This is a genomic window from Rhodohalobacter sp. (assembly GCF_041686455.1).
In the GTDB taxonomy this organism is placed as follows: domain Bacteria; phylum Bacteroidota; class Rhodothermia; order Balneolales; family Balneolaceae; genus Rhodohalobacter.
The window spans coordinates 1-16,228 of sequence record NZ_JAWLDW010000003.1 but is presented as its reverse complement, the minus strand read 5'-3'; the positions used below and the strand labels follow the sequence as shown (position 1 = coordinate 16,228).

Annotated in this window: 15 protein-coding genes; 10 read left to right on the top strand and 5 right to left on the bottom strand. The window is 41.1% G+C overall.

The annotated features are described in order from the left end of the window. Positions 1-15: 15 nt before the first annotated feature. Positions 16-786, bottom strand: a complete 771-nt coding sequence (locus ACESM0_RS00700; RefSeq protein WP_372902643.1) for an electron transfer flavoprotein subunit beta/FixA family protein — start codon at positions 784-786, stop codon at positions 16-18. A 171-nt stretch (positions 787-957) separates the two neighbouring features. On the opposite strand from ACESM0_RS00700, the gene ACESM0_RS00695 reads away from it, so the two are divergent. From ACESM0_RS00695 to ACESM0_RS00675, 5 genes are all read left to right on the top strand, one after another. Further along, positions 958-1,818 (top strand): hypothetical protein, encoded by an 861-nt coding sequence (locus ACESM0_RS00695; RefSeq protein ID WP_372902641.1) that lies wholly within the window; start codon positions 958-960, stop codon positions 1,816-1,818. Positions 1,819-1,924: 106 nt separating this feature from the next. After that, positions 1,925-2,272 (top strand): response regulator, encoded by a 348-nt coding sequence (locus tag ACESM0_RS00690; protein ID WP_372902639.1) that lies wholly within the window; start codon positions 1,925-1,927, stop codon positions 2,270-2,272. 70 nt (positions 2,273-2,342) lie between these two features. Beyond that, complete coding sequence (locus ACESM0_RS00685) at positions 2,343-3,563, top strand: hypothetical protein (protein WP_372902637.1); 1,221 nt, start codon at positions 2,343-2,345, stop codon at positions 3,561-3,563. A gap of 1 nt (position 3,564) precedes the next feature. Continuing rightward, entirely contained in the window at positions 3,565-4,188 is a 624-nt protein-coding gene (locus ACESM0_RS00680) for an ABC transporter ATP-binding protein (RefSeq protein ID WP_372902635.1), read from the top strand. Positions 4,189-4,245: 57 nt separating this feature from the next. Then, a complete protein-coding gene (locus ACESM0_RS00675; protein WP_372902633.1) occupies positions 4,246-5,169 on the top strand; it encodes an FAD-binding oxidoreductase in 924 nt (307 codons plus the stop codon). A 161-nt stretch (positions 5,170-5,330) separates the two neighbouring features. On the opposite strand, the gene ACESM0_RS00670 is transcribed toward ACESM0_RS00675, so the two are convergent. Genes ACESM0_RS00670 through ACESM0_RS00660 form a run of 3 tightly spaced genes read right to left on the bottom strand, consistent with a single transcriptional unit; the run spans position 5,331 to position 7,982 of the window. Then, positions 5,331-6,254, bottom strand: a complete 924-nt coding sequence (locus tag ACESM0_RS00670; protein ID WP_372902631.1) for a YihY/virulence factor BrkB family protein — start codon at positions 6,252-6,254, stop codon at positions 5,331-5,333. Further along, entirely contained in the window at positions 6,241-7,401 is a 1,161-nt protein-coding gene (locus ACESM0_RS00665; RefSeq protein ID WP_372902629.1) for an aminotransferase class V-fold PLP-dependent enzyme, read from the bottom strand. The genes ACESM0_RS00670 and ACESM0_RS00665 overlap by 14 nt, the downstream gene beginning before the upstream one ends. Before the next feature lie 2 nt (positions 7,402-7,403). Continuing rightward, positions 7,404-7,982 carry a DUF502 domain-containing protein gene (locus ACESM0_RS00660; RefSeq protein WP_372902627.1) on the bottom strand — a complete coding sequence of 193 codons (579 nt, stop codon included), beginning with the start codon at positions 7,980-7,982 and terminating at the stop codon, positions 7,404-7,406. A gap of 149 nt (positions 7,983-8,131) precedes the next feature. Between ACESM0_RS00660 and alaS the strand changes: the two genes are divergently transcribed. The 5 genes from alaS (at position 8,132) to ACESM0_RS00635 (ending at position 15,287) form a co-directional block, all read left to right on the top strand. Next, positions 8,132-10,789: an alanine--tRNA ligase gene (alaS, locus tag ACESM0_RS00655; protein ID WP_372902625.1), complete on the top strand. Its 2,658-nt coding sequence runs from the start codon at positions 8,132-8,134 to the stop codon at positions 10,787-10,789. Between the two features lie 85 nt (positions 10,790-10,874). Continuing rightward, a complete protein-coding gene (gene pdhA, locus ACESM0_RS00650; protein WP_372902623.1) occupies positions 10,875-11,978 on the top strand; it encodes a pyruvate dehydrogenase (acetyl-transferring) E1 component subunit alpha in 1,104 nt (367 codons plus the stop codon). 40 nt (positions 11,979-12,018) lie between these two features. Then, a complete protein-coding gene (locus tag ACESM0_RS00645; RefSeq protein WP_372902621.1) occupies positions 12,019-13,002 on the top strand; it encodes a pyruvate dehydrogenase complex E1 component subunit beta in 984 nt (327 codons plus the stop codon). Between the two features lie 77 nt (positions 13,003-13,079). Further along, positions 13,080-14,387: a pyruvate dehydrogenase complex dihydrolipoamide acetyltransferase gene (locus tag ACESM0_RS00640; RefSeq protein WP_372902619.1), complete on the top strand. Its 1,308-nt coding sequence runs from the start codon at positions 13,080-13,082 to the stop codon at positions 14,385-14,387. 483 nt (positions 14,388-14,870) lie between these two features. Next, positions 14,871-15,287: a hypothetical protein gene (locus ACESM0_RS00635; RefSeq protein ID WP_372902617.1), complete on the top strand. Its 417-nt coding sequence runs from the start codon at positions 14,871-14,873 to the stop codon at positions 15,285-15,287. A 22-nt stretch (positions 15,288-15,309) separates the two neighbouring features. Here the strand turns inward: ACESM0_RS00635 and ACESM0_RS00630 are convergent. After that, positions 15,310-16,228, bottom strand: a 919-nt coding sequence (locus tag ACESM0_RS00630; protein ID WP_372902615.1) for a hypothetical protein, incomplete at its 5' end; no start/stop codon positions are given.

The following is a 16,228-nucleotide window of genomic DNA, read 5'->3' as shown; positions in this document are numbered from 1 at the left end:
CAATTCCGTTTTGTTTTAAATGACATTTTCTTCAGTATCGAGTAGTTGGGCAACCTCACGAGCAATTTCGTCAGGTTCTCCTTCATACTTTTTGCCGGCTTCCCGCTCCGGTTTTTCTTCAAAGCCCAACACTTTGGTTTTTACTTCATCGGATGAGATATCAGCTCCAAGATCGTCCAGCGAAATAGTATCAACCGGCTTTCTCTTCGACTGCATAATACCTTTTAAACTCGGAATTCGAGGATCATTCATGTCATTCGAGCAAGTAACCAAGCCGGGGGAAGGAACATCAATAATTTCCTGTCCGGCATCACCCTGACGCTTCACCGTCAGTGTACCGTCACTAAATTTCAGGTCAACAGCATTTGTGGCGTAGGGCAGATCCAGCAATTCAGCCATCATCGATCCGGCCAATCCGGCATCCGTATCCTGGCTCTGTTTTCCGCAAGAGATAAAGTCATACTCTTTATCGGAAAAGAATTTTGCTAAAATTTTAGCATAGGCTGAGGAATCAAACTCTTCATCACCATTGGTAACAATATGAGTTCCTTTATGTGCACCCATGGCTAAAGCTTTCCGAAGGGTTTCTTTTGCTTTTTCGGGACCGGCAAGAACAACTTCCACTTCTCCGCCGTGTTGCTCGGTTAAAACAAGGGCCTCTTCAACTGCTGAGGCGTCGTATGCGTTCAATACATTGCGATCTGCATCTTGAATGAGTTGTCCGTCTTTAATTTGCAAGGGAGCGTAAACATCGGGTACTTGCTTAATACAAACGTAGAATTTCATGCTTGATGGTTTATTTTTTGGTTAGCGTATGAAACCGCTTTTTTAGCGTTTTTTAAATATACAAAACGTGAATAAAAAAACTGCATTCGATTCCCGACATGAAGCTCTAAAAATTCCGGGTTGTAAGAAATTCCGGGCTTACCTATCATCCAACAGGTTAGAAGGGTTGCTATGGCTAAAAAACATCTTTTCATCACTATTTTTCTTATTTCTTTCTATGCATGCGATGTCTTCAATATCGATGAGGACGCGCCCGTTTACCCTTCACAGCTTAGCAAACTGGAGTTGGGGGAGCTGATTGCGTTAAATGAGAAGTTTCAATCCCAAAACAACAATATCTGCTCCACGTTGAATGAGTATGGTTTAACCGGGTATAGCACTGTTCTTTTTGATGGAGAGGCGGGGCCATGCCTTGATCGTGAGCCGGTTCAAATTGAACTCGCTGAACCTGATACACTTCTTTCAATCGCTTCGGAGGCATTGATTTCGAATAGTGAATTTACTGGTGTTTCAGCTGTAGAAGATCTTGTACTGCTGGAAATGGAACCACTTCGGGGATGTATCAGCTGTGATGACCAAAGTAGTGAAGGTAAAATTATCGAGTGGAAATTCGTATTCGAAAATCAAAAAATAAATGGTCTTGAGGTGTATGACTCTTCCATTACTGTTTTTGTTGATGCAAATGGGGTTAATCGTATTTGGGGAAATTGGTTTGAACAACCCATTATTCCGCTTCGGGCCAGTTTTCTTCCGGAAGAGATTGCTGATAATTTAGAAGGCCAGACTTTGAAATGGAATGAAAATGGAGAAGAGTATCAACAAACGATCACTGCCGATCAATTGAAATTACCTGAGGAGAAAATCATCATACCGTTCGAGAATGAAGAGAATAACAAATTGGAATTAAGAGTCGGCTGGAAAATAGAAGTTCCCAGTGAGAACACACCTTTTGGTGGCTGGGTCATCATAGGAGATATAATTAATGGTAGAATTTTAGAAGTTGATAAACTCATGAAAAGTAATGACTTTTAAGCTATCTTAGTAGAAGCCTGAAGTATTTTGTAACAAAACAGTAACTCACACTTCTTGTTTATGTAAACATGTGTTCAATGTAAATGCTTAAGGAGTAGGAGTTCTTTTGAAGCGAGTTCTCATAGTAGAAGACGATCTAATAATTTCCCTTACAACCGAAAAAATGGTTGAAAAACTGGGCTGTCAGGTTGTGGCTTGTGTCACTTCCGGAGAAGATGCCATTAAAGCGGCTAAAGAGAACAATCCAGACATAATTTTAATGGATATCCGCTTGAACGGCTCGATGGATGGAATTGAAGCTACACAAGAGATATTAGCAAAACTGGATAGTACCCGCGTTATATACGTTACCGGAAACACGGATAACGCTTACAAAGAAAGAGCCGAAAAAACCGGCTACGATGCCTATCTGATTAAACCGCTAAGAATGGAAGATCTCAAGTCCATTATATGAGTGTTCGATTTATGATGTAAGATGCGTTATATTCTTCAACTGCTTTTGGAGGATAAATCAGCTGACTATTTTGGCACTAAAAAATAACCAATCACTCATATTCAAAGCTCTTGTTGCGGGCGTCGCAATTGCGATGGGTGTAAGCTGGATGCACGACGCGGCCATAGAGGAAAGGGTCATAACGCTTAGATATCTTATGCTGGGGGCGGCCGGTTTTATCTCTTTTGTAACACCCTACCTGTTATTTCCCGATTCGAAATCGAAGCTTATTCAGCTCGGTAACATATCGGGTAGAAATCTGATTTCTTATCTTTTTAATCGAACCTTTAGTTACTATCTCTACTTTTATCTGTTTATTCTGGCAACACTTTTTGCCGACACTCTATCAGTGGGTTCTGAATTAATTGTAAAATTTTCTTATTCAGTTTATGCTCTGCTGTTTATCACGGGGCTTCACTCTTTAGCCCTCTACATGTATTTAAAAGTAGGGCCGCAGTCTCAGTATTGGCAAGAGAGTGAAAAAGGAAAAGAGTTGCGATTCAAGCTTGCAAACTATTTTAAATACCCGATGGATCCAGGTGCCATACCGAGCCTCGTCAATACGGTTGTACTGGCCCTATTTGGAATGCTTTTCATCATCATTGGTACAGTTGTCGGAAACTCAATGGGATTTATTGCAGAGGCAGCTCTCTCGCTGGTTGTTTTCTTGTTAGGCGTTGTATTATATATCGCAAGAAACAGAAAACCTGAGAGAAAATACTATCATACCAACAGTTTTTTCAGTGAATTTTTTGGAGCATCAGAGGGTGAAGATACCATCACTGCAAGGCGCGAAGTGGATCAGCTTTGGTGGGTTCCATCACCTATAAGAGTAAATGTTTGGCAGTATCTTCAGCAGATTGATCGCAAAATTCCTGCCGGCAGAGCTGTAGCTGCAGGGCATGTTTTAGTTTGGTTGGTCGCTTATCAAAAACCGGATATTAACTTTATGGTGGGGATTTGGACTCTATTCGCCGTAACCCATCATCTTTTTATACTGCTCACAATGCAGCGAAATTTCTCTCCTCACTGGATGTTGAGATGGCTTTCACCAATAAAAAGTTGGGTATTTAGCTGGTTTTGGATGCAGGTCAGATGGTTGCTGCCGCTTGTAATTAGTATGAATGCACAACTTTTTGTATTTGGCGTTCCACGGGGTTCAGACCAACTGTTCATTATAGTAGTGTATCTGACATCGGCAATGGCGGTGGCATCTGTTGGTGGGTTTAGACTAAAAAAATCGATTTTATAGAATGATTGAGATCAAAAATCTTACAAAACAGTACAAATCAGGACATCCAATATTTTCTGGCTTTACCAAAAATATAAAGCAGGGGATGGCTGTTGGGGTTGTTGGACCAAACGGTTCAGGAAAAACCACGTTTCTTCGAATTTTATCGGTAAACTCATTTCCCACAGAAGGATTCGTGAAGTACAAGAATATCGATATCCACCATCAGCCTGCTGAATATTTAAAATATGTTGGGCTTGTACATGATGAGGAGACACTTCCGGATCATCTGACGGCGTCAGAACTGTTGGAGTGGGTATTAAGAAACAGAGATCTTTGGGATGAGTCATCAGGGAAAAAAATTGAAGATATTTTCAATCATCTCTCATTGGATGCACGGAATGAACAGATCGGTACATTCTCTACGGGAATGAAAAAGAAAACCCAAATAGCAGCTGCCCTGATATCAAACCCCGAACTACTTATCATGGATGAACCGCTGAGAGGACTCGACAAAGAGACGAGAATTGTGGTCATGAATTTACTTAAAGATGTAAAATCTCAGAATACCACTATTTTTATGTCGTCACATTATGTGAGTGAAGAGAATGAACTGTTTGATGAAATGATTCAATTTCCTCTTTAGTTAACATTCACCTAGATATTAAAACGAAACTGATAATCATACTACAATTTTGAATACATGGCTGAGATTACACTACCTGAAGTTGAGCTCAATATTTACGGTCCAAAAAATCCGGTTGAAGTCCCCGTCGTTGAGAATTACATCATCACCAAAGAATCGAGTCCGAATTTTGTAAGACACATTACATTTGACGTGTCCGGAACTGAATTGGAGGGTAGGTTTAAAGTTGGACAGTCGATTGGAATATTGCCTCCGGGAAAAAATGAGAAAGGTCGACCTCATAAACTACGACTTTACTCTGTATCCTCTCCAAACAGCGGTGAAAATGGAAAGCAAAATTTAGTATCCACAACGGTTAAAAGAACCATCGAAGAGTTTGAGGGCAAACTTTACATTGGTGTAGCCTCTAACTACCTGGCTGATTTGAAGCCCGGTGAAATGGTGAAAGTAACGGGTCCCAGCGGGAAAAGATTTTTGCTTCCTGAAAACGAGAAAGAATTCAACTATCTGTTTTTTGCCACCGGTACAGGAATAGCACCGTTCCGCGGAATGATCATGGAGCTGTTTGCCAAAGGGGATTATCAAAATGATTGTGCACTCATTTTTGGTTGCCCGTACCGGACGGACTTGCTCTACTCAGACTATTTTGAGAAAATGGCGCAAGAGCATAGCCACTTCCACTATTTAAAAAGCATTTCAAGAGAAAGCCGAAGAAAAGACGGATCCAAGCACTATGTGCAAACTAAAATAGAAGATGAGGAAGCGTTGCTTCTGCCAATCCTGAGAAAGAAGAATACTTTGATTTATATCTGTGGGCTGAAAGGTATGGAAATCGGTATTTATAAAGAACTACTTCGACTTGGGCTTGATGAGTATCTTGATATTCGAAAAAAATTGCCCGAAGATCTTAATGATATTCCTCGAAATGATTTCAAACAGTTTATGAAACCATCTGCTCGTACCTTTGAAGAGGTATATTAATACGTGCTCCACTTTATTGGCTCGTATTTTACAGACATCTCAGTTATGAGCGCTATCCTTTAGATTTTGAATTATGTGTTTGCAGATTATTCATTATACAAAGCACATATTCTATAACTATTGCTTGATTTTATTAATGGTTATTTATTGAAAAAGTAGTTTCAATCTTGTAAATCGGGGCCGATATTTTTTAAGGAAACGAATCTGTAGGGCTTAATTTTACCGCCATATTTTTCGGTATATACTTGTGTAAAAACAGCTCCAAGTAGGATGGTTTGAATATTATAGTAAACCCAGATTATAAAAACGACAAGGGAACCGGCAGCTCGATAAGCAGCTTCAATTCCGGTTGCCGAGAAAAAGAAACCAATCAGAAGCTTACCAATCAGAAAAAGAATAGTTGTTACGAATGCTCCGATTAAAACGTCGGTCCATCTGGCGTGAACATCGGGAAGTATTTTAAAAATCAGTGTGAAGAAAATAATGGCAAAGATAAGTGTCACCAACTGAGCGATAATTCCATAAATATTTAGCTCAATGTTTGGAAAAAGCTCACTGAAATATGTAGAACCAATAGCCAGTACAAATTCTGCTGCCAATGATGTTAGCAGTAATAGGCTAAATAGGATAATCATCACGAAAGCCAGCAAACGGTTTAAGAGATAGTGCCAAATAGAATTAATTGTTATATCTGCAACATTCCAGATTTTATTCAGGGTGATTTTAAGCTGACTGATAACCGTTGTAGCCCCGAATATTACCGTGCCGGCCGCAATAACTGTTGTTACAAGTCCGGCCTGATCTCGTCCACGTCCTGATATGTAATCAATTAAATTAGCCAAAACTTCTTCATCAAGATACTCGCCGAGGTATTCTGAGGCCTGTTGTGCTACAATCTCTTCACTCAAAAAAATGCCGCCCAAAAATACAATAAGGATAAAAAGCGGAGTAATTGAAAAGATTGTGTAAAAGGCAATAGCCGCCCCATGTACCATTATTTCGTCATCGACTGCTTTTTGGACTGTAGCTCCGATGACGTCTTTTATCTCAAGCGCAATTTTTTTGAGTTTATTAAATAAGAGCATTCAATACAGTGTCTAACTCTTCAATAGTATTATAAAAGTGGGGCGCAATTCTCAATTTTCCCTCACGAGATGAAATCGTAATATTTTTCTTTTTTAGGGTTTCCACAAACGCTTCCGTATCTGTTATATCTGTAGTAGTAAATGTAACGATTCCTGCTCTTTCTTCCCGTTCTTTTGGACTGATTAGTTGAGTGTTGTTTTGCTGAGATAATTTTACAGTCAGATAATCTGTGAGGTTTAGTATGTTCTCTGTAATTCTACTCAGACCAATACTATTCAGGGTTTTCAGAGAAGCGTTCATACCGGCAAACCCGATCATATTTGGTGTTCCAATCTCTAGATGTTGTGATACCGGCAGCCATTTTTGGTCAAAGTTTGAAAGTTCCCACGGCTCTTGAACCGACAGCCAACCCGTTTTATAAGGTTTTAACTGCTTGCTTAATTTTTCTGAGAGATAGAGAAACCCGGTGCCCATTGGACTCATCAGCCATTTGTGTCCTCCGGCTGACAGTGCGTCTATGTTGCAGGCTTGCACGTCGATGGTACCGGCGCCCAAATATTGGATGGCGTCTACAACAAACAGGATGTTATGTTTTTTACAAATAGCTCCGATCGCTTCCAGGTCTGCTTTAAATCCTGTAAGGTATTGAACTGCGCTTATTGAAAATAGCCGGGTATTGGATGAAATAGCAGACTCCACCATGCCCGGAGTTACTCTATTGTTCACCGGTTCTATATACCGAACGTTCACACCAAATCTGTCCAGAATTCTGTATGGCTGAACATTGGTTGGGAATTCCATGTGGTTCAATAATATCTCATCACCCTCATTCCAATCAAGACCTTCGGCAACAGCTGTTATTCCCTCAGAAGTGTTAGACATAAAGGTGATCTGCTCGGTACTTTCTGCATGAACAAAACCGGATATTAAATCACGGGTTTCCTGAAGAATAGACATTCCCATTTCTATGTTGTCAATTTTACCGGAATGCCTGTCGGAAATAAATTTTTCAATTGCTTGCTTTACAGCCCAGGAAATTGGACTGATAGCAGCATGATTTAAGTAGACACGTTCGGTCTTTGTATGGGGGAAGTTCTCACGAATTTCGGTTAGTTCTGATTCTGAAAATATGGTGTCTCTGCTCATTTTTATTTAGCCTTGTAAGGTTCTATTTGAGTCACTCCGGCACTAACGGCAAATTTCATAGCATTGGCAGGATCAATTTTTAAAATCTGTACTCGCTCCGGGTCAACCAGAAAAAGATTACCGGAAAAGTTGTACGAGTGAGGACAGTATACTGCGACTCTGTTTTCAATATTAAGAATACTTAAGTCTCGCTCGGTTATAAACCCGATTCGATCCAAACCATCGGCGAAAGTAACAATCACCGGTTTATTGAACTTCTTTTTATCCCCTAAAAACGCTTCTGAGAAATCTTTAAAAGCTGTGTAGATAATTTTGATAAAAGGAATCCGTGATAAAATGGATTCAAAGTAGTTGACAAGGGGGCGGGTTAACGCCATTGAGATAATAAATCCCAGAAGAGCAATGAAAATAAATGAAGTAATTAAACCCAGTCCAGGGATATGAACCGGCAGCCATCCAAATAGAATAGGATTAACGGCAGAATCCAGCCAGTCAACGAGAAATACAATTACAAAGATTGTAGCGTAAAGAGGGAAGATAAAAAGTAACCCTCGCAGAAAATAGTTTAAAACGGTTTTCATAAGACAAAATCAATTAAAAGATAGCTCAATATAAAGAAGTGTTTGGCTAATGAGAACGAAATCGGAAGATTGAAATGAGGTTATGTTTAAATTTTGCTATTTTAAAAAGCTTATTAGGAAAACATATTTATTAAATATTTTTTGAATTTATGTCATTAAAAACGGCTGCTCAAATACGCCAGGATTTTTTGGATTTCTTTAAAGATAAAGGACACCTCATTGTAGACAGTGCCCCTGTTGTGCCAAAAAACGATCCATCTCTGTTATTCACAAACGCAGGGATGAATCAGTTTAAATCGATTTTTTTAGGAGAACAGGAGGGACTAAAAGATGATGGTAAAATATGGAATCGGGCAGCCGATACGCAGCGTTGTATTCGTGTAAGCGGAAAGCATAACGATCTCGAAGAAGTAGGGCACGATACTTACCACCACACTCTGTTCGAGATGCTCGGTAACTGGTCATTTGGCGATTACTTTAAGGAGCAGGCCATCGAGTGGGCATGGAAGCTTTTGGTAGATGAATGGGGCCTCGACCCTGATCGCTTATATGCTACTGTTTTTGAGGGGGATAAATCTGATGGACTTCCTGCCGATGACGAATCAGCAAAGCTTTGGGTTAAAAAGACCTCTATCTCTCCGGATCACGTGCTTAAGTTTGATAAAAAAGACAATTTCTGGGAAATGGGTGAAACCGGACCTTGCGGACCCTGCTCCGAAGTTCATGTTGATCTGCGGTCGGACGAGGAGAGAAAGAAGAAGCCCGGCGCTGAACTTGTAAATATGGATGATCCCCGAGTGATGGAGATCTGGAATCTAGTATTTATTCAGTTCAACCGGCAGAAGGACGGTTCGCTGGAAAAACTACCGGCACAGCATGTGGATACAGGAATGGGTTTTGAACGAATTTGTGCTGTTCTTCAGCAAAAAACATCCAATTACGATACGGACGTTTTTCAACCTATCATTCAGAAGATTGCAGATATGGCCGGTAAAACGTACGGAGATGATGAAGAGACAGATATTGCCATGCGGGTGATATCAGATCATATTCGTGCGGTCAGTTTTTCCATCATGGATGGGGCTTCTCCGTCCAACGAAGGTCGCGGTTATGTGATTCGCCGAATTCTCAGAAGAGCAATTCGCTATGGGTGGGACCGGCTGGATTTCAAAAAACCGTTTATGAGTAAACTGGTTCCTGTTTTGGCTGAGCAGTTCTCAGACGTTTTCCCCGAGCTGGATGGACAGGTTGAATATATACAGAATGTAATCTTAGCTGAAGAGAAGAGTTTTCTAAACACTCTTGGTCAGGGAATTGAACTGTTCAATTCTATGATTGAAGGAGAAGAAAAGCTGTCGGGTGATGACGCATTTAAACTGCACGACACATACGGTTTTCCGATCGATTTAACGGAATTGATGGCCCGCGAAAAAGGTGTTGAAGTGGATACCGATCGTTTTGATGAACTGATGAAGGAGCAGAAAGAGCGGGCAAGGGCAGCCGGAAAGTTTACCTCTTCACAAAAAAGTGACCTGAAATGGGAAGTGATGAAAGGAGGACAGTCTGAGTTTGTGGGTTATGACGAAGTGAGTGTAGAAACGACGATTCTTGCAACGGCTGAGAGTGAAGAGAGTAAAATTATACTGCTCGAGAAAACACCATTTTATGCGGAATCCGGCGGACAAGTGGCTGATATTGGTTTTATCAAAAATGGAGATGAAACGATTGAGGTGAAGGATGTTCAAAAGTCGGATGACGGACATCTGCACTATGTAGATCGACTTCCATCCAATCCGACCGGAAACTGGATTGCCGAAATCGATGTAAATCGTCGAAAGGAAATAGAAAAACATCACTCAGTAACCCACATCATGCATGCCGCCCTTAGGGATATTCTGGGAGATCACGTAGCTCAGAAAGGTTCGTTGGTAGCGCCTGACAGACTCCGGTTTGATTTTTCTCATTTCGAATCTGTAAAACAGGATGAGCTCGATCGAATTGAGCAGCAGGTAAATGAAAAGATTCAGGAAAATATTCCACTACTCGAAGAACGTAATGTCCCAATTGATAAAGCGCGTGAGAGAGGAGCAATGATGCTCTTTGGCGAAAAGTACGGTGAACACGTTCGTGTGATCACGTTCGACCCGAACTATTCGGTAGAGCTATGTGGTGGCACACACGTTGATGCTACAGGTAAAATCGGGTACTTTCGTTTTACGGATGAGTCATCGGCCGCGGCAGGGATCAGAAGGGTTGAAGCTGTTGCAGGTAAGAAAGCGGATAGACTTCTGAGATCGGAAAAAGAGCAGCTTCAAAAAGCGCGTGAGCTCATCGGTGCGCAAAAAGAATTGGTATCCGGCATTCAATCTTTGATTGAGAAAAACAGAGAGCTTGAAAAAGAACTTGAAAAACTGCTTCAAAGTCAGGCGGGTGATTCTCTCGATCAGATTCTCGAAAACGGAAAGGATATTTCCGGTGTTCAGCTCTATACAGGCAAAGTGGACGGAGCCGACATGGATACATTAAAGCAACTTGGATACGATGCTTTGGAGAAGACGAAAAAAGAAAGTGTTGTTATCCTGGCGTCAGAAGATGAAGAAAAAGAAAAAGTCTACATTATGGCCGCGGTAACTGACGATGTTATTCAAAAAGGTGTGAAAGCCGGAAACATGGTTTCACAGCTGGGAAGAATTGTTGGCGGAGGCGGAGGCGGACAACCTAACCTTGCAACTGCCGGCGGCCGGTTTCCTGAAAAAATTGAAGATGCATTTAAAAAAGCTGAGGAGTTAATAAAGGCAGAGATCTAACTTTAAGATCAGGGCATCTGTAAACTTCTTAAATAATGGGTATATTCAACGCAAATCAGAAATTGTTTAAAGATTAACTGTAAGTATGGCAAAGAAGAAAGAAACAGAAGCTATTTTTACTCCCATCGGGATTGACAGTGGCAATAACGGCCAAATTGAAAAATCAGTAGAACTGCCTGATCCAACGGATAAATCACACAAAGACTTAGGTCTTTCGGATGATGATGTAGTCCATATGTTTGAGCAGATGTTTTTGCAACGCCGGTTTGAAGAGCGTGCAATGCAGCAGTATCAAAAAGGGAAATTTGGTGGATTTCTTCACCTTTATATCGGCCAGGAAGCTGTATCCACAGGAACAGTAAATGCATTGAACGATGATGATGATATCATCACAGCTTATCGTGACCATGGCTGGGGTTTACTTAGAGGAGTCTCCCCAAAATCCGGTATGTCTGAGCTTTTTGGAAAAGCTACTGGATGCTCAAAAGGAAAGGGCGGATCCATGCACTTTGCAAATGTTGAAGAGCATTTCTGGGGTGGTTACGGAATTGTAGGCGGACATATTCCTATCGGCGGCGGTATTGCGTTTGCTAACAAATACCAGGAGAATGATCGGGTTACGGCAACTTTCTTTGGAGATGGAGCTGTAGATCAGGGATCACTTCACGAAACTCTTAACATGAGCCAGCTTTGGAAATTACCGTGTATCTATGTTGTTGAGAATAACGGGTACTCCATGGGTACTGCTGCACGGCGCCATACTGTAAATGAAATTCACGAACGTGCTAAAGGTTATGGAATGAAGAGTGCTGTATTTAATGGAATGGATGCACTTACGGTTTACGAAAACATGAAGAATATCGCCGATGAAGTTCGTAAAGATAGCATGCCTTGGTTTGTTGAAATTCGGACATATAGATATCGCGGCCACTCCATGTCCGATCCTCAGAAATACAGAACCAAAGATGAGCTGAAAAAATACCAGGAGACAGACCCGGTAGAGCGTATGAAGTCATACTTGATTGATGAAAAAATAGCAAAGAAAAAGGACTTGGAAGAGATCGAGCAGCGTATCGAAGATGAAATCCTGGAAGCCATAGAATTTGCGGAAAATGCCGACTTCCCGGAAGATGAAGCACTCTACGAGGATATGTTTGCGGATACACCACACTTTCATGACAGAAAGTAATCGACTCAAAAAGAAATATTAAAGACAACGATTTATAGAAATGGCTGAATTACAATTTAGAGAAGCAATTCGCGACGCAATGGACGAAGAAATGGCTCGCGACGAAAAAGTCTTTTTGATGGGTGAGGAAGTTTCCGAGTATAACGGTGCCTACAAAGTATCGGAAGGACTTTTGGATAAATATGGTTTTAAACGGGTAATTGATACTCCTATTTCTGAGCTTGGTTTTGCCGGAATTGGGGTTGGTGCTGCGATGAACGGTTTACGCCCAATCGTTGAGTTTATGACGTTCAACTTTGCCGTGTTGGCAGCTGATCAAATTATCAATCACGCTTCCAAAGCGAGATACATGCTGGGCGGTCAATTGAATACACCGATTGTATTCCGGGGGCCCAATGCTTCAGCCGGCCAGCTTGGTGCAACTCACTCCGTTGCCTACGACTCGATGTATGCTCAATTTCCGGGATTATCCGTGATCTATCCATCCGAACCGGATGATGCGAAAGGGTTATTAAAGTCAGCGATCCGGAACGACGATGCCGTTCTTTTCATGGAGTCTGAGCAGATGTACGGTTTGAAAGGTGAAGTATCTGATGAGGAAGATTATATCATCCCTATCGGAAAAGGTAAAATTAAGCGTGAAGGGGACGACGTTACGGTCGTGGCTACCGGGAAAATGTACCATATCGCTAAAGAAGCGGCGAAACAGCTTGCAAAAGACGGTGTGGAAATGGAAATTATTGATCCGAGAACGATTAAGCCGCTGGACATTGAATTAATAGTCGAATCGGTGAAAAAAACGAACCGGTGTGTAATTGTGGACGAATCTCATCCGTTTGGCGGATTGGCATCTGAAGTTGGATTTTTGATTCAGCGTGAAGCATTCGACTACCTGGATGCACCTGTTCGAAGAGTATCCTTGCCGGATGTAAACGCGCCGTTCTCCAAGCCGCTTTTTGACCTATGGTTACCGGATGCTAAAAATGTAATTGATGCTGTAAATGCAGTGATGTATAGAAATTAGAGGTTAACTAAGGAGTGGTTCTGATTCCACTTAGCAGTATGATTTAAAAATATAAAATAGAATTAAGCAACAGAATTATGGCTATAAAAATTGAGATGCCGAAGTTAAGTGACACCATGGAAGAGGGTGTCATTGCGAAATGGAACATCAGTGAAGGGGACAAAGTTGAAGCCGGTGATGTAATTGCCGAAGTTGAGACAGATAAAGCTACAATGGAGGTCGAGGCTTTTGATCCGGGCACAGTTCTCAAAATTTTAGTTGATGAAGGAGATGCTGTTCCTTTGGGTGGAATAATGGCTATTGTTGGTGAAGAAGGAGAAGATATCAGTGATTTACTGAAGGAGGCTGATAGCGCTAATGGAGAGTCTTCATCTGAAGATAAATCTGAAAAAAAGAGCTCCGATAAAGAAAAGAAAAAAGAACCTTCTGATAAAAAAGAGTTTGATCCCATTTTGGAAGGAGTCGATTCCGGTAATGGTAAAGAAGAAAAAGAAGAAGTAGATGAAGAAACTGATCAAACTGATGATGATGGCAGAATAAAGGCATCACCGTTGGCGAGAAAAATGGCAGAGGATAAAGGTATTAAGCTTTCTGCTGTGGATGGATCTGGGCCTGAAGGCAGAATCATAAAACGCGATATTGAAAATTATAAGCCTTCTGATGCGAAGAAAGAGGGCGCGGTACAAGCTCCTTCATTTGCTTCGGAAGAAGACGAAGAGATTAAGATTTCTCAAATGCGCAAAGCGATCGCTCGCCGTCTCAGCGAGAGTAAGTTCAATAACCCACACTTTTATGAGACGATAGACATCGACATGGAGAGAGCAATTGATGCCAGGGTTGCCTTGAATGAATTCAGTGAAGTGAAAATCAGCTTTAACGATATTGTTGTGAAGGCAAGTGCAATGGCCCTTAGAAAGCACCCTGAAGTTAACTCTTCCTGGTTGGGTGACACCATACGTAAACACGGTGACGTCAACGTGGCCGTGGCTGTAGCTATTGATGAAGGGTTAATGACTCCGGTTTTAAATCATACCGATAAGAAAACACTGCAGCAGATTTCAACAGAAACCAGAGAGCTTGCCGGTTTGGCACGCGATCGTAAACTGCAGCCGGAACAGATGGAAGGAAGTACTTTTACTATTAGTAATCTTGGCATGTTTGGCATAGAGGAGTTTACAGCAATTATAAATCCTCCGAATGCATGTATTCTTGCAGTTGGTGCTATACGAGATGTACCTGTGGTTAAGGATGGGGAGGTTGTACCGGGCAAGCGAATGAAGGTAACGCTGTCCAGCGACCATAGAATCGTTGATGGGGCGAAAGCTGCACAATTTCTTAATACATTAAGAACAATGATTGAAAATCCGTTGGCTATGATGCTTTAGGCTCATATTCCATCTCTTTTCTTTAAAAGCCGATTGATTCAACTCAATCGGCTTTTTTTATGCTCTATATTATTAACTCAAGTGGAAGATCAAATCGATTTGTAGTCAAATTATGCTAAAGGCAGAAAGACAGAAGTTATCCAGTTTTGTAGATGCGTGTTAACCGACCCCACCAAATAAAATTGCAGGAAGTTAGCTTTTAACAAGCAGAATGCAAGGATTTGTGCGGTCAGAATTCTGATACTCATATCCTTTTTGATATTCACACTCTGTTCAATTTCTCCCGTCAGTAAACCCCTCTAATGATCGTACTGACAACGTTTTATTAGACCAGAAAAAGTCTAATAAATGTAAAAACGATGTTTACAGAATACATGAATAGATTCCTTCGGAGGCAGGGTGTTTATGTATAAATTAGAGTTTTATAATATTAATAAATTCTAATATATTGAGTTACATACATCATGCTTTACGGAGAGAATCATGAGAAAAAGAATAAAAATAGTCATACTCGTAGTGGCAGCTATCGCATTTACTGCAGCTGAAGTAAATGCACAACAGGCATCAAGTGCGGCTATGCAGGTAAAAGTAGAAGTGATAAGCGGTAGTCAGGTATCAAAGAACAAAGTTGCTGAATCTTTTCAGATAGTAGAAGATGAGATTACCTATGGAGATTTTGAACTGAACCTTCCCGATGGAGCCCAACTTATTACTGAAGGAGATCAATCGGTTTTAATGAGTAACGGTACAGATCATTGGAATATGAGAGCTGAAATGAAAATTGACCGAGAAAAAGACGGAACAGTTAATGTGAAGTTTATTACCCGTGATAATAAAACAGAGAACAAGAAGGGAACCATATACCGCGGTACGCAAGTAGCAACGATTCAATATCTATAGATGGCAATGCGAAACATGCCTGCTATTCGAGAATAAAAATTTCAAGAGGTTCCAGGCCTGTGCGGTTCCTCACCTCTTCAAATATTTCTATAAATCTTGCCCAGGTTTTATACTCACTTTGATCAAACAATCGAATAGATTCCTGATCGGTATCTATGGATAGGCGCCGACCGGTAGACCTGAAATATTCCGTACTTTTTTCAGAAAATTCGCCGGTATCTGATATCTCACCCAAATAGATTCTAAACATTAGGTCTAGTGCCAGAGAGGTTTCCGGGTCAACTTCAATACCGGGATTATCTATTATGCCGGAATTAAGTAACCGTTCCTGAACTTGATCTGCCATGGTAAAATCCGTATATGAACCCGCAATAACAGTAAATTTCTCACTTTCACCTGCCTGTAGTCTTCTAACATCTGTTTGAATATCCAGTTCGTCTTCAATTTCATTTGATAATTGAAGAGCATCATTCTCTGTATCAAATTGAGAAATTGGGATGATAAAACGGGCATAGGTTTCTTCAACAGACGACTCCCGTTTGGTACATAAAGCCACAATTGCATATTGGTTGAGCGGATCCTGCTCCCTGAATAGTAACAGCTGAAGCAGCGCATCCGATATATTTCCAATAGGTGAAGTTCTCAAACCAAAAAGTTCAGTGGTTTGGTTGTAGATGAGATAAATCTCCTCGTTCAATCGATTACCTATTTCAACAGACTTCGAGTATGCTTCACGAATATTTCCAAAGCTTCCTACTTGGATGGGGTAGCTGCATGTAAGTCTCTCCTCACCCCGCAGAGGTTCAAACTCCATTGTAGGAATGTTTCTCAGAGAGTCATCCGAAGCATCCTGAAACTCCACCTCTTCCAGAATTTCAAGAATTTCAGGTTCATCTGATGTGAGAGTATCTGTCTTTGTGTCTTCAGCAGCCGGTGCTTGT